The organism is Kitasatospora sp. NPDC098652 (assembly GCF_044760155.1).
In the GTDB taxonomy this organism is placed as follows: Bacteria; Actinomycetota; Actinomycetes; order Streptomycetales; family Streptomycetaceae; genus Kitasatospora.
The window spans coordinates 19,208-39,646 of sequence record NZ_JBIWAQ010000028.1 but is presented as its reverse complement, the minus strand read 5'-3'; the positions used below and the strand labels follow the sequence as shown (position 1 = coordinate 39,646).

Sequence of the window (20,439 nt, the reverse complement as noted above, 5' to 3'; positions counted from 1 at the left end):
GACGTGCCCCGGGACCTCCAAGTCGCCGTCCGCCAGAACCCCTCGGCCGACTACACCCGGCTGCCCCGGCAGCTCGGCCCCACCGACGGCGTCCCGCCCAAGGGCCCGGCCCCGCTGGACCTGATCCTCTCCCTCCGCCGCCACGGCGACGAGCTCCACGTCAGCGCCTTCCGACCGGGCGAGCGCACCCCCGGGAACCGCAGCCACCGGGCCCGGCTCACCGTCTCCGCGCCCGAACTCCTCGCCAAGGCCGCCCGGTTACGCTCCATCTGGCGCGACCGGCTGATCGGCTACGACCCCGACCCGTACCACCCCTACCCCTTCGCCACCGCCGTCGACTTCACCCCGCTCGCCGAGGTCGCCGAGCGCAAGGTCGCCGAACTCGCCGAGGAAGGGCGGTACTTCCTGGAGACGATGTTCGATGGGGGCGACCGCAGCCTGGTCCTGTTCCGCGACTACCTGAACCGCACCCTCACCGAGCACGGCTCGCTGCGGATCAGCTTCGACTCGGACCTCCACCTCCCCTGGCCGATGCTCGCCGTCGAGGGCCACCAGCCGGACGACTGGGCCGACTTCCTCGGCCACCGCCACCAGGTCGAGCAGACCGGCGCCGCCTACCCGCCGATCCAGTCGCCCTCCTCCCCCCGCGCCAAGCCCGTCACCAGCCTCAACACCGACGACCAGCTCACCGGCATCGGCCGGGCGCCCGAGGTCCGCAAACTGCTGGAGGACCGCTCCCAGCTGACCGTGCGCACCGAGTCGGACCGGCTGCTGGAGGCGCTGTCCGCGGCCGTGCTGGACGAGGACGTCATGTACTTCTGGTGCCACGGCCAGTTCGTCGCCAACGACTCACCGTACGAGCAGCTCGCCGTGCGGCTCTCCGACGACCGGCACATCGACGCCGAGCTGGTGCGCCGCCACCGCCGCCGCCACCTCGACCGGCCGGATGCCGTGTTCCGGCCGTTCGTGCTGCTGAACGCCTGCCACACCGGGCAGTCGGCAGCCGCCGAACTCGACCACCTGGGGAGGGCGTTGGTCGACCTGGGCGCAGACGGCGTGCTCGGGCCGCAGCTCCAGATCCCGCAGGAGTTCGCCGCCGAGTACGCCTTCGCCTTCCTCGACCACTACCTGACCGGCGAGTTCACGGCCGGCGAGATCACCCAGCAGCTGGTGCGGTGGTTCGCCCGCGAGTACCGCAACCCGCTGGCGCTCGCCTACTCCCTGCACTGCGGCATCGACAGCATCCTGGAGCTCAACCCGTGACCGCACGCCTGCACCCGGCCTCGACAGCCACCGTACGGCCCGCGACCGTCGACCTCGACGAGCACGGCCGGCTGCTCGTCCCCGGTACGAGCACTCCCGTCCCCGAGGCCAGGGTCGCCGACCACCTGGCCCGGCACCTGCGGATCCCCGAGTGGGCGACCGACCTGTACGTGTACGTGCACGGCTGGCAGACCAGCCCGGCCGCCGCCGACCGCTCGGCCGCCGCCCTGGTCGAGCGGGCGGTCGCCCTGCACCGCGCCGCACCCGCCGGCTACCCGGGGCTGGCCGCCGGGTTCCGCCCCTGGTGCGTGGTGGTGCGCTGGCCGTCCTCCAGCCTGCCGTCCCTGCCCGGCTACCGGCGGATCCGCGAGCGGGCGCACGCGATGAGCGCCCGGGGCCAGGCCGGGCGCATCCTCGGCCACCTGCTCGGCTACCTCGACTCCGGCCGGGGCCGACCGGACGCCCCGCGGGTGCTGGCCAACCGGCACGGCCAGTACCTCCACCTGCTCGGGCACTCCTTCGGCGGCCGCTTCCTCTGCGAGGCCGTCCAGTACGCGGCCGACCGCCCGGCCGGGCCCCCGGTGCTCAGCTGGACCGCCCGGCCCGGCGACCCGAGCCGCCCGTTCACCGTCGACAGCGCCCTGGTCTTCCAGATGGCCGCGCCCCGGGACGCCTTCACCCGGCTCTTCCCCCGGCTGTTCCTCGGCCCCGGCCGGGCCGGCGCCCCGCTGCGCGGCCCGCTGGTGCTGACCCACTCGCGCTGGGACCGCGCCACCGGCTTCTGGCACCTGCGCGCCGAGGGCCACCCCGGCATCGGCCACTCCGGCACCGGCGCCGCCCCCGTCCCACAGTTCACCACCCGGCTGCGGCCGACCGACTCCCCGTACCCGCACGCCGACCTCGACCACCCGATCGTCAACGTCGACGCCGGCCACCGCTACCGCGGCAGCCTCGCCGCCCGTCACCTCCACCCCTCCGGCGCCCACTCCGACTTCCACCACCCGGAGTCCGCCCACCTGCTGCTCAGCCTGGCCTCGCACTCCCGCTGAGCCGCGGTCCAACGCTGGTCAGCGCCGGTCCGCCGCCGGTCAGCGCTGGCGGACGGCGGTGAACCCGCAGACCGGCGTGCAGAGCGTGACGATGCCGCTGTAGCGGTAGTTGGTGCGCCCCCGCGAGATGGTGTGCACCGTCAACTTCTCGCGCAGGGTCAGCTGGTGGCAGCGCGGGCAGGCCGCGTCGACCTGCTTGCCCCAGGGGCGGTTTGGGTTGAGCTTGCTGATCGCCACCCCCATCAGCACCACCGACAGGCCGGTGCCGATGAAGCCGACCGCCTGCCACACGCCCTTCCCGGACTCGCGGCGGTCGATCATCTCGTCGTAGCTGAACGTGCCCCCGCCGCCGCGGTTGGAGATGATCTGGCAGGTGTTCTGCCTGGTCATGGTCTGGCCGTCGCAGTCCGGGGCGCTGGTCGGATCGGGCTTGCCGACGACCAGCGCCAGGAAGAGACCGAGGCCGGCCAGCAGGACCAACACCACCAGCGCCGTGGCCCGGCTGCGACCGGTCTGCAGGCGTGTGCGCTCCTTCACGGCCGTCTCTATCACCGCGTGCGCCATGTTGCTGCCGTCGACCGCCACCACGTGTCTCCTGTTGTTCGCGTTCTGTGCTCCGTTGTTCCCCGGCGGACCGAGGCCGACACGAACCCACCATCATCAGGTCGTTCCCGTGCGGTACTTGGTGAGAGCTTGACCCTGTCGTGACCCCTTCGACGCCGATGCCCGACCCGCGCCCCCGGCGGTGCTCAGCCCCGCGCCTCCAGGGACGCCAGGTAGGCCGCGGCCTTCTCCGGGTCGAGCAGCCACTCCTCGACGTCCTCCGGGTGGTCGAAGCAGTTGGCGAACCGGTCGGCCACGGCCGGGAACCGACCGGCGGCGCCGAACAGTTCGACGGCGTGCGGGGGCGCCGGGCGGAGCATCGCGTTCGACCAGTCGGTGACGGCCCGGCCGGTCTCCGCCCAGAAGCGGTCGAAGGCGGCCTGCTGGAAGTCCCGGTCGAAGGGCTTGTCGCCGTGCGCGAGGATCGCCTCCAGGTACCGGGCGGCGCACTTGGCGGCGGCGTTGGCGCCCTGCCCGGTGATCGGGTCGTTGGTGACGACCACGTCGGCGACGCCCAGCACGGCGCCGCCGCCCGGCAGTTCACCGACCGGGCGGCGGACCACCGGGGCGAAGCGGCCGGCCAGGATGCCACCGGCGTCGGTGAGTTCGACGCCGGCGCGGGCGCGGTCGTACTCCCAAGGAGTGAAGGTCTTCATCAACTCCAGCGTCACCCGCAGGTGTTCGCCCGGGTCACGGAGCCCGTCGAAGGCGTCCGCCGGACCGCCCGGCTGAGCCTCCCAGAGCAGGATGTCGCAGGGCCCGGCGGCCGTCAGGGCCGGCACGGCGAAGAACTCGCCGACGCCGGGCACCAGGTTGCAGCGCACCGCCGGGAACTCCTCGTCGGGGCGCGGCGCCAGCCCGTGCACATAGCTCGCGGCGAGCGCGCGCTGTGGACGCCGGAACGGGGAGCGTTCCTCGTCACGCTCGAACAGCGAGGCCAGGCCGCCCTTTCCGGAGGCGACCAGCACCAGGTCGTAGGAGCCGGCGAGGTGTTCGACGTCGGCGGCGCTCACCTGCCGCACCTCCAGCCGGCCGCCGCGCTCGGCGAAGAGCTCCAGCCAGGTGGACATCTTCAACCGCTGGTCGACGGACTGGGCGTGGGCGGCGAGCCGTCCGGTCCAGTCGATCACCCTGGCCGCGCCCGGGCCGCTGACCGACAGGCCGATGCCCTCGATCCGGGGCGCCGCACCGGCCCACAGGTCCAGGCCGAGGGCGCGCTCGTGGCGCAGCGCGGAGTCGAACATGCACTGGCTGGACAGCACCTGGCCGTCCCGCACCTCCTGGGCGTCACGGTTGGTCAGCAGCGTGACGTCGTAGCCGTGGGACTGCAACCCGAGGGCCAGTTGGAGGCCGGCCTGTCCGGCGCCGACGATCAGAATCCTGCGCATCGCCCCTGCTCTCCTGGTGGTCCGTCCGGCCCCGACCGCCCGCGGGCCCGGCTGCCAGGGTCTGGATATCAGTCCGGAGCGTCCGCGTCCACGGCGCGAACGGAGCGAGCGCGCGCCGGGACAACGGAGCGGACACGCGCCGGGAACGGAGCGGACACGCGCCGGGAACGGAGCGGGCACGCGCCGGGATGTTGATTTGAAAAATTCTTCAAGTTCATACAGGCTGGCGTGCCGCCGACCCCGTGCCGACCGGACAGAACAGGACAGCCCGCACCCATGAGCGACACCCTCCCGCCGTGCCCCTCGTGCTCCAGCGAGTACACCTATGAGATGAACGCCCTGCTGGTCTGCCCGGAGTGCGGCCACGAGTGGGCACCCGGCGACTCCGACGCCGAGGCCGGCGCGGGCGAGCGGGTGGTCCGGGACTCGGTCGGAAACGTGCTGAGCGACGGCGACACCGTCACCGTCGTCAAGGCCCTCAAGGTCAAGGGCAGCGCCTCGGGCATCAAGGCGGGTACCAAGGTCCGCAACATCCGCCTGGTCGACGGTGTCGACGGCCACGACATCGACTGCCGGATCGAGGGCTTCGGCGCGATGCAGCTCAAGTCCAGCGTGGTGAAGAAGGCCTGAGGCCGGCGGGGCGCGGTTCCGGGCCGTCGACGCAGCACCGACAGCACGGGCCGCAGTACGGGACCGGCAGCACGGGACCGGCCGCGCGTGGCCGACCCCCGGCGGACGCAGCAAGCTGGTGTGGTGAGCGTGCGCGGGCCCGCCCCGCGCCGACCTCCGTGAGAAGGATCGCCATGGCTGCCACCACCCCCACTCCCACCTCCACCCCCGCTTCCGCCGACGGCGTCGTGCGCGCCGTCCACGTCGCCGCCCCGGGCGGGACGCCCGAGCTGGTCGAGGTCCCGCTGCGCACCCCCGGCCCCGGTTCCGTCCGGATCACCGTCGAGGCGTGCGGCGTCTGCCACTCCGACCTGCTGATCGCCGGCGGCCTGCTGCCCGGCACCACCTTCCCGGTCACCCCCGGTCACGAGATCGCGGGCCGGATCGACACCCTCGGTGACGGCGTCGAGGACTGGCGGGTCGGCGACCGGGTCGCGGTGGGCTGGTTCGGCGGCAGCTGCGGGCGCTGCGAGGCCTGCCGCGACGGCGACGCCATCCTCTGCCCCCACCTGAAAGTCCCCGGCGCCGCCTACCCGGGCGGCTACGCCGACTCCGTCATCGTGCCCGCCGACGCGCTCGCGGCCGTGCCGGACGGCCTGACCGCGGCCGAGGCCGCGCCGCTGGCCTGTGCCGGGGTGACGGTGTTCAACGCCCTGCGCCGCTCCGCCGCCCGCCCGGGCGACACCGTGGCGGTGCTCGGCCTCGGCGGCCTCGGCCACCTGGGCGTCCAGTTCGCCCACGCCATGGGCCTGCGCACGGTCGCCATCGCGCGCGGCGCGGAGAAGGGGCCGCTGGCGCACCAGCTCGGCGCGGACCACTACGTGGACAGCACCGCCGGGAGCGTCGCCGAGGCCCTCCAGGCGCTCGGCGGGGCCAAGGTCGTACTGGCCACCGTCACCGACGCCGACGCCATGTCCGCCACCGTCGACGGCCTGGGCCGCCGCGGCGAACTCGTCGTCGTCGGCGTCTCCCCCGACCCGCTCGCCATCAGCCCGCTGCAGCTGATCGCCGCGGACCGCAAGGTCTACGCCCACTCCTCCGGTTCCGCCCTCGACACCCAGGACACCCTGCGCTTCGCCGAGCGCACCGGCGTCCGGGCCTGGATCGAGGAGCTCCCGCTGGAGGAGACCGCCGCCGCCGTGGCGAAGATGAGCAGCGGGAAGGCCCGGTTCCGCATGGTCGTCACCACCGGCCGCTGACCGGCCGGCTCCCCGCGCCATCCCCAGGTCAAGCGTTGGCAAACACCCTGCCGTCGAACGAGCGATCGACGACGCTTAGGCTGGTCCGCGCCCGAACGACCGGACAGGCGGCCGCACGGCCGGACCCGCCGGCACCGGGACGGGCCCGCGAGCACAGGAAGCGCCCAGGGGGGACACAGAACCATGCACCACGAGCACGAAGCGTACGAACCGTACGAGGGCCACGGCCACGAGGAACACGGCCACGACGACCACCTTGTCTCCGCCGACGGCCACCAGGAGTCCCCGGGCCGCCCGCGCTCACGCCGGATCTGGCTGGTGGCGGTCGGCGGGGTGTTCACCGCGCTGCTGGTCGTCGGCGGGTACGGCGCCTACAACGTGATGAGCGCCGTGACCGGCGGCTCCACCGGCACCGGGGACGAGGCCGCCCCGACGGCCGCCAAGGGGCCGCAGGCTCCGCCCACGGCCGAACAGGCCGACGCCGTGGCCAAGGACTTCCTGGCAGCCTGGGGCCGCGGCGACCTCACGGTCGCGGCCGGGCTCACCGACCGCCCGGAGGCCGCCCGGATGGCGCTCGCCTCGTTCCACGACAACGTGTCCGCCCGCGCCCTCACCCTGACCGGCACGGGCCCCGCGCCCGCCGGCACGCCGAGCGAGCCCGCCGTCGGCTACCGGGTGCGGGCGGAGTTCGACGGCACCACGCAGGCCTGGGAGTACGAGAGCACCCTCGGCGTGATGCGGGCCTCCGACGGGCGGCTGCTGGTGCGCTGGGCGCCGACCGTGGTCCACCCCAAGCTGGCTGCCAGCCGGACCATCGCCGTGAAGGCCCTGCCCGACCCGGTGTCCAAGCCCACCGACCGCAAGGGGCGGCCGCTGGACGCGTTCCCGTCGCTGCAGTCCGTGCTGCCCCAGATCGCCCCGCCCGACGGCGCCAAGGTCGTCACCGGGCAGGCCGTGGTGCTCTCCGGCGGCGGGCAGCAGACGGAGCAGCTGTTCGTGCTGACCCCGCCGAGCGCCCCGCAGGTCAAGCTCACCCTGGACGCCGACCTCCAGCAGGTCGCCGAGGAGGCGGTGAAGCAGCAGTCCGCGAACGGCAAGCCCGCCTCGCTGGTGGCCGTCCAGCCGAGCACCGGCAACATCCTGGCGATGGCCTACGCCCCGCTGGGCGGCTTCAACCGCGCGGTCGGCGGCGGGCAGGCGCCCGGTTCGACGATGAAGGTGATCACCGCGGCCGCGCTGCTGGAGGCCGGGGTCACCCCGGACACCGCCGCGCCCTGCAAGGAGACCACCAACTCCCCCAGGAGCTGGCACAACGACGAGCCCGGCAGCCACCTCGACTACACCCTCAGCGACGACTTCATCCAGTCCTGCAACACCGGCTTCATCGACAAGGGCCTGGAGAAGCTCCAGCTCGGCACGCTCAGCTCCGTCGCCCGCGACCAGTTCGGCCTCGGCCTGCAGTGGCGGATCGGCATCCCGAGCCGCGACGCCACCATTCCCGTGCCGGGGAACAAGGACGAGGCGGCGGCCGCGTACATCGGCCAGGGGCAGATCCAGGTGAACTCGCTGCTGATGGCCTCGGTCGCGGCCACCGTGCAGAGCGGAACGTTCCGCCAGCCGGTGCTCCGCGAGGACGCCAAGCGCGTGACGGCCCCCGGGAAGCTGCCCGGCGACGTCGCCCAGGGGCTGCGCTCGATGATGGCCCGGACGGCGACCCAGGGCACCGCGCGCGCCCCGATGTCCGGGCTCGGCGGCCAGATCGGGGCCAAGACCGGCACCGTCGAGGCCGGTTCGGGCCAGGCCACCAACAGCTGGTTCATCGCCTACCGCAACGACCTCGCGGTCGCGGCCGAGGTCGAGGGCGGCGGCCACGGCAACAGCGCCGCCGGCGTCGCGGCCGCCCAGGTGCTCAAGGCGGGCGGCAAGGGCTGACGGGGGCCGCGCTCGGAGCCGGTCGGCCTGGCCGGGGGCGCGGGCGGGGGTGCGCGCAGGGGGTGCGATCGCCCACCTCGGCGGTGCGCCCCCTTCGGCGGCTCCAGGAGGCTCTCCCACCACGGTCCGGTGACCTCGCCGACCACGGTGCCTCCGCGACCACGGTGACCTCCCCGACCACCGTGTCCGGCTCCCCCGCAGCACGGCTGCATCTGCATGCGACGCTAACGGTCGGCCTCCACCGGCGCGGACCCGCCCTGCCGCCGGGCCGGCACGGGCGCCCCGGGGCGGCTCCGCTCGGCCCAGGCGGCCACCGGCGGTCCGGCCGCGCCCACGGCGGCGAAGAACACCCCGAGCAGCAACCAGCCCGGCTGTCCGAGCGCCAGGACCGCACCGGTCAGCACCGCCGGGGCGAGCGCCTGGCCCGCGTCGAAGCCGATCCCGAACAGGCCCTGGTACTGCCCCTGGGCGTGGTCGGGCGCCAGGCCGAAGGCCAGCGCGTAGCCGCCCGAGGACTCCCACACCTCGCCCACGCTGTGGACGCCCACCGCGAGGACGGCGAGCACCGGCGCGACCCACACCGGGACGTCGGCGGTCAGCGCCATCAGCGGACAACTGACCAGGAACAGCAGCCCGGCGAGGCGGAAGGCGCGGCCGCCCCGCCGCGGGGTCTCCACCGTGGATCCGATCCTGCTCTGGAGCAGCGCGCAGACAGCGCTGTTGACGGCGTTCACCGCCGCCACCGTCCAGCGCGGTGCGTCGGTGTGGGCGCTCAGCCAGAGAGGCAGCAGCACCGCGACGGTCTGGTACTGGAGGCCCATGGCGCTGTAGAGCGCGACGAAGGACACGTACGGCCGGTCCGCCAGGACGGACCACCGGCGGTGCTCCGCCGGCCGGGGCAGCGGCCGGTAGTCCGGGACGCCCAGGAAGGCGATCAGCCCGGCAGCGGCGAAGCTGGCGGCGTTGGCGAGGATCAGCGCGGTGTAGGCGGCGCGGGTGTCGATCTGGATGGCGACGGCCGCGCCGAGGGTACCCATGACCACGCCGAGGTTGACGAAGGTGCGCAGCCTGGCCCGGAACGCGGCCGGACGGTCACCGCCCGCCCGCGCGACGATCGCCCCGCCCGCCGCGCTGCTCGCCGTGGCGGCCAGCCGGTCCAGCGTGGCGACGAGCGTGAACGCCGCCCAGCCGTCGATCAGCACGAAGGACGCCATGGTCACGGCCTGCAGGGCCAGGCCCACCAGCCAGACGGTGCGCGGCCCGTGCCGGTCGGCCAGGTTGCCCGCCGGTATGCCCGCGGCCAGCCCGCACAGGCCCGCGATCGTCAGTCCCGCGCCGACCTGGCCGGCGGGCAGGTGCACCACGAGCGTGAAGTACAGGATCGACGCGGTGTTGAACAGGCCGTTGCCCACCCTGCTGATGAAACTGGCCGTGATCAGGGCCCGTTGGGGGCCTGAGGTCGCGCCGTCGCCCGTCCGTTTTCCGGATCTCCGCATGATCATGCCGATCAGGCTAACAGCGGCTCTCCTGGGGCCGATCGGCCCGTCGAACGGGCGTCGCCGGAAAAGCACTTGCCCGAACGAGCCGCCCGATGCCACCATCTGAGCCATGATCACGAGAATCGAGCCGGCCACCCGCTGGTGAGCGCCGCGCACGGGCGCCCGTCGCCCGACCACCGCCCCGGACTGTACGACCACGCGCTCCGACTCCACCGGCTGACGCCGGACGGCCCGCTCCCGCGCGACGGGGAGCCGTTCCCGGACACGGAGTTGCACGAGGGTCCCGGCCCTGAACGCCCCCTCGGGCGGGGCACCCAGGGCGTCGGCGTCGTCCGCGTCCTGGACACGCACTTCGCCCGGCCCTCCGCGCCGCCCGAGGCCCTGGCCCCGGCCTTCCACGACGTCCACGTTCCGATCCATCCCGATGACGGCATCACCGCCGCTGCCCTGCGCCACGAGCCGAACCAGGTACGGGCGGCAGGCCGGTGGCTGGTGCGCCACGGCGACGACCAGTGCGCCGTCACCGTCGGCCTCGCGCTGCTCGCGGCCACGGGCACGGCCGAGGACATCCCCCTGGTCCGCACGATCGGGCTGCTGTCCAACCACTTCGGCCCGCTCGCGACCCACGCGCTGGAACGCCTCGACCCGAGCGCGCAGTCCCTGCTCTGGCTCGCCGACCGGACGGCGAGCTGGGGCCGGGTCTACGTGGTCGAGGCGCTCTGCCGCCTCGACCACCCCGATGCCCGTCCCTGGTTGCTGCGCAGGGCGATCGACGGCGACTTCCTGAACGGCTACTTCGCGGGCACCGTCGCTACGACCGCCCGCCTCCACGAGCAGGTCGAGCACTTCGCCGCCGATCACGAACTGCTGGACCACAGCGGCCGGTTGCTCGCCATGCTGGCGTACGCCTCGGGCATGGGCACGACCCTGCGCCACTACCCCCACTCCGCCACCGTGCTCCGGGCCCACCTCCGTGCGGTGTCCGCCCTGCCCCCGACCGTCGGCCGCCTCAGCACCCTCGCCGCCCTCACCCGGCAGCTCACCACCGCCCCGGCCGAGGACTCCGGGTGCACCGAGGCCCAACGCGCTTCCCTCCTCGCCGCCCACCTCGCCCTCCTCGACCGCGAGGACTGGTACCGCGCCACCTGCGCGCTGCTGGAGGAGGGCAACGACTGGGTGCACTGGTTCGCCGGCGCGAACGCGACGGAGGTGCCGCTCCGCGCCTTCGCCGGCTGGGTGCCCGACGACGACGAGCATCCGCAGCCACCGGGCCGACGCCGACGGAGCTTGCGGCGCGAACCGTGACGGTGGCCCGACCGGTCGGGCATCATGGCGCGATGCCCGAACTGATCACCCCGACCGTACGGCTGCGGACCTCGTTCCTGGCAGCGGTGGCCGAGTTCCACGCCGAACCCGGCCAGGCCGTCCCGTGGTTCGTCAGGGACGTGGACCGGGCAGCCCTGACCGGCCCCGAGGCCTTCGCCGCGTACGTCGCGCGCGTTGTCGCCGAGCGGACCGAGGCGGGGACGCGCGCGGACGCGGGGGTGCCGATGACCACCCTGTGGTGGGCCGAGGGCGACCAACTGCTCGGGCGCCTGGCGATCCGCCACCGCCTCACCCCGAACCTGGAACGCATCGGCGGCCACATCGGCTACGACGTCCGCCCCGGCGCCCGCCGCCGGGGCCACGCGACCGCGATGCTCGCCGCGGCCCTGCCGGTGGCCGCCGAACTCGGCGTCAACCGACGCGCTGTTGACCTGCGACGAGACCAACACGGCCTCCCGCCGCGTGATCGAGGCCAACGGCGGACGCCTCATCGCCACCGAGGGGAGCAAGCTCCGCTACCTCGTGCCGACCACCTGACGCACGCGCGCACGGCGGCGTCGCCCAGCCGGTTGCGGACGGATCCCTCGAGCTCCGGCCACCCCAGGGTCACCCACACGACCGCCGTCAGGCCCTCGACGATCCGGTCGGAGTCGAGGACGGGGTCAAGTCCCGTGCCCCGCCCGGGAAGCGGAACCGCTCCGCGCGGGGCTCGCCCGGGTGTCGCTCGTCGGTCAGCGAGAGGTCCAGGCCCCGGTTGAGGAGGGCGACTGCGCGGAGGCGTTCCGCCAGCGCATCGTAGGAGAACTCCGTCGCCCCGAAGATCTCGGTGTCGCGCCGGAAGGTGACGGTGGTGCCGCTCCCGGCCGTCGGCCCGGCCTGGGCGGGCGGAGCGAGCGCGACCCCGCGCGCGTACTCCTGGACCCAGCGGACCCCGTCGCGTCGCACCTCGGCCGTGAGCCGGCTCGACAGGGCGTTGGCGACGGCGGGCCCCAGGCCGAAGTTGCCGAGCACCGCATCATGACGGCCGTAGGCTCCCGGCCGGGTCAGCACGGTCTCCAGGCCGGCGTCGTCCGTGCCCCCGGCGTCGTCGACGCGGACACCCGGTCCGTCGTCGGCGATCCGTACCGCACCCCCAGGCAGGAGGGTGATGTCCACGCGGCTCGCACGGCCGTCGAGGACGTCGTTCACCGCCCGGTCGGAGACCGCGAACACCAATGCCCGCAGGCCCCGTTCATCCGTCGATCCGACGAACATCCCCGGCCGCTTCCGGACGGCCTCCGGCCATTCGTGCACCTGGATCCGCACGCCCTCGTAGGCATTGCCCTCCGCACTCACGATGTCCCCTCCGAAAGTGTCCGTCAGAACTTCCCCAGCCTACGGGAGTTCCAGAAAAACACCAGGTCAGAGCAGGTTTGCCGAAGCCACATCCGGCCGCCCGACGCCCGTCGACGGGCGTCGGGCCCAGGGTGTCGCGAGCCACCGTCGGAGCGCCGTAGCTCCCCCGGCGACGGCGTGCAGGGCAGCGTTCCGAGCGGACCCGAAGTCCCCGATTCCGTGAATTTCCGCCGCGCCACCCGCGGCTCCTCGCCACGGCTCCGCGCGACGGCGCCGCTCAGCCGATTGCGACGCGGAAGACCGGGAAGCCGGGGGCGATCCGGAGCAGGTCGGCGGTCGAGGAATCGGCGTCGATGCCCTCGAAGAAGTAGCCGACCTCCCACTTCCAGCGGCGCAGGTAGGCGCGGAGCACCTCGGGCTTGTCGGCGTCGGGGAGTTCGGTGGCGTGGAAGGTCTCGGTGCGGCGGCCGACCCGCAGTTCGCCGGTGCCGGCGGCCCGGAGGTTGCGCACCCACTGGGTGTGGCCGCGCGGCGCGACCAGGTACTGCACGCCGTCGTGGGTGAGCAGGTTGACGGGGGTGGTGCGCCATTCGCCGCTCTTGCGGCCGCGGACGGCGAGGACCCGGGAGCCCCAGAGGCTGATGCCCGCCTTGGTGAGGGCGGCGACGGCGGAGTTGAGGAGCTTGCCAGTGGCGATGCCGAGGCGGGTGGTGGGCGCCACCAGGCGGGTGGCGGGGTCGGGCGACTGGGCGGAGTGGCTGGGCTGGGACATCGGATTCCTCGTTTCCGTTCCATGACTGCCGCTTCGATTCGAGAGCACTGCTCTCATCGACAACTCCAGCATGGCACCGGCCACCCCGCAAAGCAAGAGCACTGCTCTCGAATGCGTGCACCGATCCGATCTGTGGCAGACTGCCCCCATGCCAGCGATCCGCACCGCCCGCGAACGGGCCCGCGAGGAACTCACCCGCGAGATCAAGCAGGAAGCCCGCCGACAGCTCGCCTCGGCGGGCGCCCAGCAGCTGTCCCTGCGCGCCGTCGCCCGCGAGCTGGGCATGGCCTCCTCGGCGCTCTACCGCTACTTCGCCAGCCGCGACGAGTTGCTCACCGCGCTGATCATCGACGCCTACACCGAGCTCGGCGAGGCCGCCGAGCACGCCGTCACGGCCGAGCCCGGCGCGTCCGCACGCGAGCGCTGGCGGGCCGGCTGGCAGGCGACCCGCCACTGGGCCCGGGCCAACCCGCACGAGTTCGCGCTGATCTACGGCACCCCCGTCCCCGGTTACGCCGCCCCCGAGACCACCGTCGAGGCGGCCGCCCGCCTCCCCCTCGCGCTGCTCGGCGTGGTTCGCGCCGCCCCCCTGCGCCCCACCCCCGCCGGCCCCACCCTCCGGGGTGCCCTGCCCGAGCAGCTGGCCAACCTCGCCGCCTTCGCGGCCCCCGAGCTCCCCGCACCCACCCTGGCCCGGGCCGTCTCCGCCTGGATCCAGCTCATCGGCCTGATCGGCTTCGAGCTCCACGGCCACCTGGTCGGCTCGCTCGACCCGGCCACCGACTTCTTCGCCTGGACCGCCGAGGAGACGGCCGACTCCCTCGGCCTCTGACCGACGGCCCACCCGGCGACGGCCCGTCCAGCCACGGCCCACCCAGCGGCGGCCTGCCCAGCCACGGCCCACCCGGCGACGGCGCCGCCTTGACGAACCGCCCGCACCACCCCCGCATCAGTCCCGCGACAGCCGCCAGGCGGCGAGGGCGAGCCTCGCCCGGGTCACCCCCTGGGGCTCGGCGAGGTCGAAGCCCAGCACCCTGGCGAGCTGTTCCAGCCGCCGGGCCACGCTGCTGTGGTGCAGGTGGAGCAGTTCGGCGGCCCGGCGCAGCGAGCCGGTGGCACAGTAGGCGTCCAGCGTCGCCAGGTCCTCCGGCCCGTCGGCGATCCGGCCGACCGCGACCACATCGCCGTTCGCCCGCACGGCCTCCGGCGGCACCTCGGCCAGCAGCGCCAGCGCGCCCAACTCCGCGTACCGGACGATGGGTTCGCGCGCGGTGGTGAAGCGCAGCGCGGTACGGGCCTCGCGCCAGGACCGCTCCGGGCTCCCCGCCCCGCCGACGCCGACCCGGAACCCGGCGGGGAGCCCCGTCCGGTCCGGCAGCGGCTCGCGGGCGGCCGCCAGCACGGCGCCCACGTCCGCCAGCGGCGCCGCCTTCACCGGAACGCCCGGGAAGCACAGCGCGGCGGCCCGGTCGAGCGGGAGCGGTGAGCGCACCGCGGCCACCACCAAGGCCCCGGGGGCGAAGCCCAGCAGCCGCAAGGCCCGGGCCCGGGCCGCCTCGTCGCCATCCGGGCTGATCGCCAGCTCCACCAGGGCGGGATCGGCCATGGTGGTCCGGGCCGGGCCGTAGCGTTCGACGGCGGCCGCGACGGCGATGGCCAGCCGGTCGAGCACCACCTCGTCCAACGGGCCCGCCGGGCCCGGGCGTTCCAGCCACACCGTGCCGATCTCCTCGTCGTCGAGGGTGACCGGCGCCTCGCTGGAGGCCGGTGCGGGCGCGGCGGCCGGCTCGGTCCCGTGCGGCGAGACCCTGGTGACCCGCCCGGTGCCGTGCAACCGGATCCCGGTCACGCACTCGGCGAGCCCCGCCGAGGCCCGCGCCAGGGCCGGCAGGTCCACCCGACGGCGCATCAGCGTGTCGTAGAACGTGACGATCCGGAGCGCGCCGTCGACATACGGATCGAACCCCGACAGCCGTACGGCCAGTGCTTCCATCCCAGCAGGATAGAGGGGCCGGCCCGGCGTCTCCCGCGCCGATCGGCGCGGGATCGGCGCGGGAGACGCGACGGACGGCGGATGACCGGCCCCCGGGCGGCCGCCAGGATGATCGGCATGGATCCCGAACTCGAAGCCTTCGTCCCGCTGTTCCCGAAGTCCGACCTCTCCTCCCCGGCCGACTCCCGCAGGCAACTCGCCGAACTCGCCGCCTCCGTACCGGTCCCCGACCTCGGGGACATGGTCGTCGAGGACCGTACGGTGCCCGCCGACCCCCCGGTCCCGGTCCGGATCTACCGGCCCGCCGGGGCTCGGGGAGCGGTCGTCTGGCTGCACGGCGGCGGATTCGTCATGGGCACCGTGGAGACCGAGCACCCGTGGGCGGCCCGGCTCGCGGTCGGCTCCGGCGCGGTGGTGGTCTCGGTGGGCTACCGGCTGTCGCCCGAGCACCCGTACCCGGCCGCTCTGGACGACGCCCACGCCGTCCTGCGCTGGACGGTCGACCATGCGGCGGAGCTCGGCGTCGCCCCGGACCGGATCGCGGTCGGCGGCCACAGCGCCGGCGCCGGGATCGCGGCAGGGCTCGCCCTGCGGGCGCGCGACGAGCAGGGGCCGGCGATCCGCTTCCAACTGCTCAACCAGCCCGGCCTGGACGACCGGCACGACACCTGGTCGGCGCGCAACTTCACCGACACGCCCTGGTTCGACCGCGCCAAGGCCATCGACGCCTGGCGGCACTACCTCGGAGGCCGGCCCGCCACCCCGTACGCGGCCCCGGCCCGCGCCACCGACCTCACCGGCCTGCCACCGGCCTACATCGCCACCGCCGAGTACTGCCCCAACCGCGACGAGGACCTCGGCTACGCGCTGCGCCTGCTCCAGGCGGGCGTCTCCGTCGAGGTGCACCAGTGGCCGGGCACCTTCCACGGCTCGCACGCGATCGTGTCCGCCGACATCTCCCAGCGCCAGCACGCCGAACTCGGCGCCGTCCTGCGCCGTGCCCTGGCCGACTGAGCCGGATACAGTCGACCGCCCCGCGGCGCCCGGCAACGTCCGTCAGGTGCCGTGGGCTCCCGTGGACAGCGAAGGCGGGGAGGTCAGAGCCTCCTCGCCACTGTCAAGGTACCGCGCACGGGGGGCCTTGCGGCAAGGCCCCCCTCGGGGCGCACAATCGTCGACCGAGGCCGGAACCTGGCGATTCGTACGGTTCGCACCGTACGCGGGCCGTTGTCCGAACGTCCGGCCTCGTTCGACACTCACTGGGGGAATGTTCCGATGATCGACGTGATCGTGGTCGGCGGTGGGCCGACCGGCCTCATGCTGGCGATCGAACTGCGGCTGCAAGGCGTCCGGGTGGTCGTCCTGGAGCGGCTGACCGAGCCGACCCCGGAGTCCCGGGGCCAGGGCCTGCACGTGCGCAGCGTGGAGATGATGGACCAGCGCGGGCTGCTGGACCGGTTCCTCGCGGAGGGCCGCAAGTTCCGGGTCGGCGGCTTCTTCGGCCACATCCACAAGCCGTGGCCGGAGACCATGGACACCGCCCACGATTACGGCCTGTCCGTCGAGCAGCCGGTCACCGAGCGGCTGCTCGGCGCGTACGCCGCCGAGCTCGGCGCGGAGGTCCGGCGCGGCCAGGAGGTGGCCGGGCTCGACCTGGACGAGGACGGGGTCACGGTCGAACTGGCGGACGGCACCCGGCTGCGCTCGCGCTACCTGGTCGGCTGCGACGGCGGCCGCAGCACGGTGCGCCGCCGGCTCGGTGTCGCCTTCCCCGGCGAGCCGTCCCGGGTGGACACCATGCTCGCCGAGCTGTCGCTGGCCGAGGATCCGGCGACCGTCGAGGAGGTGGTCGCCCGGGTCCGCCGAACCGAGCTGCGCTTCGGCGCCGTCCCCCGGGGCGAGGGGCTCTACCGGGTGATCGTGCCCGCCCCGGACGTCGCCGAGGACCGCGCCGACGGCCCCACCCTGGAGGAGTTCCGGCAGCAGCTGCGCGCCATCGCCGGCACCGACTTCGGTGCGCACTCGCCCCGCTGGCTCTCCCGCTTCGGCGACGCGACCCGGCAGGCCGAGCGCTACCGGGTCGGCCGGGCCTTCCTGGCCGGCGACGCGGCGCACATCCACCCGCCCACCGGCGGGCAGGGCCTCAACCTCGGCATCCAGGACGCCTACAACCTCGGCTGGAAGCTCGCCGCGGCCGTCCACGGCCGGGCGCCCGAGGGCCTCCTGGACAGCTACCACGCCGAGCGCCACCCGGTGGGCGCCCAGGTGCTGGCCAACACCCGGGCGCAGATGACGCTGCTGGGCTCCGAGCCCGGTGCGGTCGCGCTGCGGGAGCTGCTCTCCACGCTGATGGACTTCGAGGAGGTGAACCGCTACCTGACCGAGCTGGTCTTCGGCGTCGGTGTCCGCTACGACCTCGGCGAGGGTCCCGAGCTGCTCGGACGGCGGCTGCGGGACCTCCGGTTGAAGAGCGGTCGCCTGTACGAGCGGATGCACCGCGGACGGGCCCTGCTGCTCGACGCCACCGGGGGCGCCCTCTCGGTGGCCGGTTGGGCCGACCGCGTCGACCACGTCACCGACCCCGCCGAGGACTTCGACGCCCCTGCCGTCCTGCTCCGGCCGGACGGACACGTGGCCTGGCTCGGCCAGGACCAGCCGACCCTGGACGGGGCGCTCACCCGCTGGTTCGGCCCCGCCACCGCCTGACCGGCCCCCGGTCGCCGCGCTGGTCTTCCGTCCCGGCCACCCCCGGACGGTGACGCGCCCCGCCCGCCCGGGATGCCGGGCGGGCGGGGCGGGCCGCGGACAGGGCCGGGGTGGCTACATCGGGGCGAGCTTGATCATCGCGAAGATCGCGCCCTGCGGGTCGGAGACCACCGTCATCCGGCCGGCCACCATGTCGAAGGGCGGGGCGAGGACGGTGCCGGCGCGCTTGACCACGGTGTCGGCGCAGGAGTCCACGTCGTCGACCGCGAAGTAGGTCAGCCAGTGCGCGGGGGTGCCGGGCGGGTCGTTGGCGAGCAGCGAGACCCCGCCGACTGAGCGGCCGCCGACCTTCTGCTCCCAGTACTGGTCGTTGCCCTCCGCCGGCTCGATCTCGATGCCGAAGGCCTCGCCGTAGAAGGCGGTGGCGCCGGGCACGTCGCTGGTGTGCAGCTCGTTCCAGGTCAGCGCGCCGGGCTCGTTGACCACCTGGGCACCGGCGAACTCGCCCGGCTGCCAGACGCCGAACACCGCGCCCTGCGGGTCGGCGGCGATCAGCATCCGGCCCAGCGCGCCGACGTCCATCACCGGGACCAGCAGGGTGCCGCCGGCCCCGACGATGGCGTCCTGGGTGGCCTGGGCGTCGGTGGTGGCCAGGTAGCTGGTCCACACGGTGGGCGGCTCCGGCATGCCCTCGGGGGCCATCGCCGGGCCGATGCCGGCCGCCGCCTTGCCGTTGAGCTCACAGACGGCGTAGCCGCCGAACTCGGCCGGGCCGGGCTGCCCCTGCCAGCCGAAGAGGTCGCGGTAGAAGTCCAGCGCGGCCTGCTGGTCCTTCGCCATCAGATCGACCCAGCACGGGGTGCCGGTCACGTACGGGGTGGTGACTTCGGGCATGCTCGCTCTTTCCTCTTCCTCGTGAGGTCCCCCGCCAGTCACCCTCGCGTCCCGTCCGGGGATCCGCCACCCGACACTCCACCCGTCCCCCGCTCGCTCCTCACCCGTTCGGCCCAACGGAGGCTCACGAACGAGCGCGGAGGGCCCCCGACCACGGGATTTGACCGGGACCGCTCATTGTTGTGACGCTAGGTCAACACAGCGTGCAGCGCTGACCCCTGGGGGGACCGTGGGCGAACCGCTCCGAATCCGTGTCACCGACGCCGACCGAGGCGCGAACACGTCCCTGCTCGCCTGGCTGCGGGCGGAGGACGAGTTGCGCGGCCGGGTCGAGCTGGAGGCCGCGCCGCCGCATCCCGGCTCGCTGGGCACCCTCGCCGACGTGCTCACCGTCGCCGTCGGCGCCGGCGGGGCGGTGTCCGGCCTGACCAGCGCGCTGATCGCGTGGATCCGGCGCCGGGCCGGCGAGACGGTGGTCCAGGTGACCCTTGCGGACGGCAGCTCGGTCGAACTGCGGGCCACGGCGGTGCACGGCCCGGAGGACCCGGTCGTACTCGGCGAGGCGCTCACCGCCGCAGCGGAATCGGCGGACTCCCTCCGTACTGCTCGTGTACTACGTCGGCCACGGCCTGGTCGACGACGACAACGAGCTGTACCTGGCGACTCGCGTCACCGACCACCTCACCCGCGGCCTCGCCTACAAGGGGCTGCGCTACGCCACCCTGCGCCGGACGCCGGCCGGCTCCCTCGTCGCCCAGAAGCAGTTCAACCTCCAGTTCAGCCCGGACAACCGGCTGCTCATCAGCAGGGCCCTGGCCGAGCGCTCGACCCCACGGGCCGGGGCCGGTGGGAGAGCGGCGGTGCGGAGTGAACCAGGGCGTGGGCTACGGGGCGAAGGTCAGCTTCGGCCTCGGCTTGAGGCTCTTGAGGCACAGCAGGTACTTGTCGCTGCCCCGCTTGTAGGTGAAGTAGCTGTCGGCGTCGGGGTACTTCCGGCACTCCGTCTCGCCGTCGGTGGAGTTGTCCGCCCGACCGACGACGCGGGCGTCGGCCTGCGGGTCGGAGCAGGGGACCACCTTGAGGTCCGGGTTGTCGTCGTTCAGGCCGGACATGGCGAGCACGCTGCTGTTGTGGACGCAGTCGCCGGCCTTGGCGAACTCGGGGTCGTCCTTCAACAGCACGAAGAGCAGCGTGATCAGGACGGCGGGGATGAGCACACCGACGATCGCGGGCCGCAGGTAGACCGGCTTGCCCGGGTCCATCGGCGTGCCGGGGGCGCCGGGCAGCGGCTCCGCGAGCTTGTTGATCTTCGAGCGCTGCGGGATGTTGAACAGCATGACGATCGGGTTGATGATCATCGACGGGATGCCCCACCAGCCCTGCCAGAGGCTGTCGGAGGTCATCTCCCGGTGCGTGGCGATGCCGCAGTCGCGGCAGTACGGGCCCCGGCGCTTGAGGTAGCGCAGGACGACGATGAAGCCCTGGTGCCCGCGGATCGTGGCGTCCACGGCCGGGACGGAGCCGCAGACGGTGCAGGTGAGCTGCCCCTCGCCGTAACCCGCGCTCTCGGCGGACACGGCGCTCTCGGCGGACACGGCGCTCTCGGCGGACACGGCGCTCTCGGCGGGTGCGGCGGGCGCAGCAGGCACAGCGGGCGCAGCAGGCGCAGCGGCGTCGGGCAGCTCGGCAGACTGAGCGGAAATGGTGGATCCCCCGTGGTGATCAAGAAAGTGGGCTGGCGAAACCTATCGCCCCTCGAACACCAGGAACGGGCCATGGAGGCGCCAACGGACAGAAGGTCACCTAACCGT

18 protein-coding genes and 1 pseudogene are annotated in these 20,439 nt (G+C 74.0%); 11 read left to right on the top strand and 8 right to left on the bottom strand.

Annotation, left to right across the window (positions count from 1 at the left end; genetic code table 11):
* The first annotated feature begins 3 nt into the window (after positions 1–3).
* Together ACIQWA_RS36250 and ACIQWA_RS36245 are read left to right on the top strand one after the other, a co-directional pair.
* A complete protein-coding gene (locus tag ACIQWA_RS36250; protein WP_402490159.1) occupies positions 4–1,263 on the top strand; it encodes a CHAT domain-containing protein in 1,260 nt (419 codons plus the stop codon).
* Entirely contained in the window at positions 1,260–2,312 is a 1,053-nt protein-coding gene (locus ACIQWA_RS36245) for a hypothetical protein (RefSeq protein ID WP_402490156.1), read from the top strand. Before ACIQWA_RS36250 ends, ACIQWA_RS36245 begins: the two co-directional genes overlap by 4 nt.
* Before the next feature lie 39 nt (positions 2,313–2,351).
* Here the strand turns inward: ACIQWA_RS36245 and ACIQWA_RS36240 are convergent, their stop codons facing one another.
* Together ACIQWA_RS36240 and ACIQWA_RS36235 are read right to left on the bottom strand one after the other, a co-directional pair.
* Positions 2,352–2,897, bottom strand: a complete 546-nt coding sequence (locus ACIQWA_RS36240; protein WP_402490154.1) for a hypothetical protein — start codon at positions 2,895–2,897, stop codon at positions 2,352–2,354.
* A gap of 164 nt (positions 2,898–3,061) precedes the next feature.
* Positions 3,062–4,303, bottom strand: coding sequence for a styrene monooxygenase/indole monooxygenase family protein (locus tag ACIQWA_RS36235; RefSeq protein ID WP_402490151.1), 1,242 nt, complete (start codon positions 4,301–4,303; stop codon positions 3,062–3,064).
* Between the two features lie 276 nt (positions 4,304–4,579).
* Here ACIQWA_RS36235 and ACIQWA_RS36230 point away from each other — a divergent pair, with 276 nt between their 5' ends.
* The 3 genes from ACIQWA_RS36230 (at position 4,580) to ACIQWA_RS36220 (ending at position 8,103) form a co-directional block, all read left to right on the top strand.
* Complete coding sequence (locus ACIQWA_RS36230; RefSeq protein ID WP_360231362.1) at positions 4,580–4,933, top strand: zinc ribbon domain-containing protein YjdM; 354 nt, start codon at positions 4,580–4,582, stop codon at positions 4,931–4,933.
* A 173-nt stretch (positions 4,934–5,106) separates the two neighbouring features.
* On the top strand, positions 5,107–6,171 hold the full coding sequence (locus ACIQWA_RS36225) for an alcohol dehydrogenase catalytic domain-containing protein (RefSeq protein ID WP_402490149.1): 1,065 nt from the start codon (positions 5,107–5,109) through the stop codon (positions 6,169–6,171).
* Positions 6,172–6,354: 183 nt separating this feature from the next.
* The gene (locus ACIQWA_RS36220) at positions 6,355–8,103 is read left to right on the top strand and encodes a penicillin-binding transpeptidase domain-containing protein (RefSeq protein ID WP_402490147.1); all 1,749 of its coding nucleotides are present in this window, start codon (positions 6,355–6,357) and stop codon (positions 8,101–8,103) included.
* Positions 8,104–8,327: 224 nt separating this feature from the next.
* Here the strand turns inward: ACIQWA_RS36220 and ACIQWA_RS36215 are convergent, their stop codons facing one another.
* Positions 8,328–9,605 (bottom strand): MFS transporter, encoded by a 1,278-nt coding sequence (locus ACIQWA_RS36215; RefSeq protein ID WP_402490145.1) that lies wholly within the window; start codon positions 9,603–9,605, stop codon positions 8,328–8,330.
* Between the two features lie 138 nt (positions 9,606–9,743).
* On the opposite strand from ACIQWA_RS36215, the gene ACIQWA_RS36210 reads away from it, so the two are divergent.
* A complete protein-coding gene (locus ACIQWA_RS36210; RefSeq protein ID WP_402490142.1) occupies positions 9,744–10,907 on the top strand; it encodes a hypothetical protein in 1,164 nt (387 codons plus the stop codon).
* 32 nt (positions 10,908–10,939) lie between these two features.
* Positions 10,940–11,296 (top strand): annotated as a pseudogene (locus ACIQWA_RS36205) (GNAT family N-acetyltransferase); the annotation flags it as partial.
* Between the two features lie 256 nt (positions 11,297–11,552).
* On the opposite strand, the gene ACIQWA_RS36200 reads toward ACIQWA_RS36205, so the two are convergent.
* Both ACIQWA_RS36200 and ACIQWA_RS36195 read right to left on the bottom strand, forming a co-directional pair.
* Positions 11,553–12,263 carry a hypothetical protein gene (locus ACIQWA_RS36200; protein WP_402490140.1) on the bottom strand — a complete coding sequence of 237 codons (711 nt, stop codon included), beginning with the start codon at positions 12,261–12,263 and terminating at the stop codon, positions 11,553–11,555.
* A 277-nt stretch (positions 12,264–12,540) separates the two neighbouring features.
* Entirely contained in the window at positions 12,541–13,035 is a 495-nt protein-coding gene (locus ACIQWA_RS36195; RefSeq protein WP_402490137.1) for a nitroreductase family deazaflavin-dependent oxidoreductase, read from the bottom strand.
* Positions 13,036–13,183: 148 nt separating this feature from the next.
* Between ACIQWA_RS36195 and ACIQWA_RS36190 the strand changes: the two genes are divergently transcribed.
* The gene (locus tag ACIQWA_RS36190) at positions 13,184–13,867 is read left to right on the top strand and encodes a TetR/AcrR family transcriptional regulator (protein WP_402490135.1); all 684 of its coding nucleotides are present in this window, start codon (positions 13,184–13,186) and stop codon (positions 13,865–13,867) included.
* A gap of 117 nt (positions 13,868–13,984) precedes the next feature.
* On the opposite strand, the gene ACIQWA_RS36185 is transcribed toward ACIQWA_RS36190, so the two are convergent.
* Positions 13,985–15,028: a helix-turn-helix domain-containing protein gene (locus ACIQWA_RS36185; RefSeq protein ID WP_402490132.1), complete on the bottom strand. Its 1,044-nt coding sequence runs from the start codon at positions 15,026–15,028 to the stop codon at positions 13,985–13,987.
* 117 nt (positions 15,029–15,145) lie between these two features.
* Between ACIQWA_RS36185 and ACIQWA_RS36180 the strand changes: the two genes are divergently transcribed.
* Together ACIQWA_RS36180 and rox are read left to right on the top strand one after the other, a co-directional pair.
* Positions 15,146–16,042, top strand: a complete 897-nt coding sequence (locus tag ACIQWA_RS36180) for an alpha/beta hydrolase (protein ID WP_402490129.1) — start codon at positions 15,146–15,148, stop codon at positions 16,040–16,042.
* A gap of 261 nt (positions 16,043–16,303) precedes the next feature.
* Entirely contained in the window at positions 16,304–17,734 is a 1,431-nt protein-coding gene (rox, locus tag ACIQWA_RS36175) for a rifampin monooxygenase (RefSeq protein ID WP_402490127.1), read from the top strand.
* A gap of 114 nt (positions 17,735–17,848) precedes the next feature.
* Here the strand turns inward: rox and ACIQWA_RS36170 are convergent, their stop codons facing one another.
* A complete protein-coding gene (locus ACIQWA_RS36170) occupies positions 17,849–18,628 on the bottom strand; it encodes a VOC family protein (protein WP_402490124.1) in 780 nt (259 codons plus the stop codon).
* Between the two features lie 229 nt (positions 18,629–18,857).
* Here ACIQWA_RS36170 and ACIQWA_RS36165 point away from each other — a divergent pair, with 229 nt between their 5' ends.
* A complete protein-coding gene (locus ACIQWA_RS36165) occupies positions 18,858–19,499 on the top strand; it encodes a hypothetical protein (protein ID WP_402490121.1) in 642 nt (213 codons plus the stop codon).
* Positions 19,500–19,512: 13 nt separating this feature from the next.
* Here ACIQWA_RS36165 and ACIQWA_RS36160 read toward each other — a convergent pair whose 3' ends face one another.
* Positions 19,513–20,277 (bottom strand): hypothetical protein, encoded by a 765-nt coding sequence (locus ACIQWA_RS36160; protein ID WP_402490118.1) that lies wholly within the window; start codon positions 20,275–20,277, stop codon positions 19,513–19,515.
* Positions 20,278–20,439: the final 162 nt, after the last annotated feature.

Excerpts from the sequence above, each read along its gene's own strand:
- ACIQWA_RS36195 (WP_402490137.1), bottom strand. The coding sequence starts at position 13,035 with ATGTCCCAGCCCAGCCACTCCGCCCAGTCGCCCGACCCCGCCACCCGC.
- ACIQWA_RS36225 (WP_402490149.1), top strand. The coding sequence starts at position 5,107 with ATGGCTGCCACCACCCCCACTCCCACCTCCACCCCCGCTTCCGCCGAC.
- ACIQWA_RS36230 (WP_360231362.1), top strand. The coding sequence starts at position 4,580 with ATGAGCGACACCCTCCCGCCGTGCCCCTCGTGCTCCAGCGAGTACACC.
- ACIQWA_RS36170 (WP_402490124.1), bottom strand. The coding sequence starts at position 18,628 with ATGCCCGAAGTCACCACCCCGTACGTGACCGGCACCCCGTGCTGGGTC.
- rox (WP_402490127.1), top strand. The coding sequence starts at position 16,304 with ATGATCGACGTGATCGTGGTCGGCGGTGGGCCGACCGGCCTCATGCTG.
- ACIQWA_RS36180 (WP_402490129.1), top strand. The coding sequence starts at position 15,146 with ATGGATCCCGAACTCGAAGCCTTCGTCCCGCTGTTCCCGAAGTCCGAC.
- ACIQWA_RS36190 (WP_402490135.1), top strand. The coding sequence starts at position 13,184 with ATGCCAGCGATCCGCACCGCCCGCGAACGGGCCCGCGAGGAACTCACC.
- ACIQWA_RS36185 (WP_402490132.1), bottom strand. The coding sequence starts at position 15,028 with ATGGAAGCACTGGCCGTACGGCTGTCGGGGTTCGATCCGTATGTCGAC.
- ACIQWA_RS36215 (WP_402490145.1), bottom strand. The coding sequence starts at position 9,605 with ATGATCATGCGGAGATCCGGAAAACGGACGGGCGACGGCGCGACCTCA.
- ACIQWA_RS36235 (WP_402490151.1), bottom strand. The coding sequence starts at position 4,303 with ATGCGCAGGATTCTGATCGTCGGCGCCGGACAGGCCGGCCTCCAACTG.
- ACIQWA_RS36220 (WP_402490147.1), top strand. The coding sequence starts at position 6,355 with ATGCACCACGAGCACGAAGCGTACGAACCGTACGAGGGCCACGGCCAC.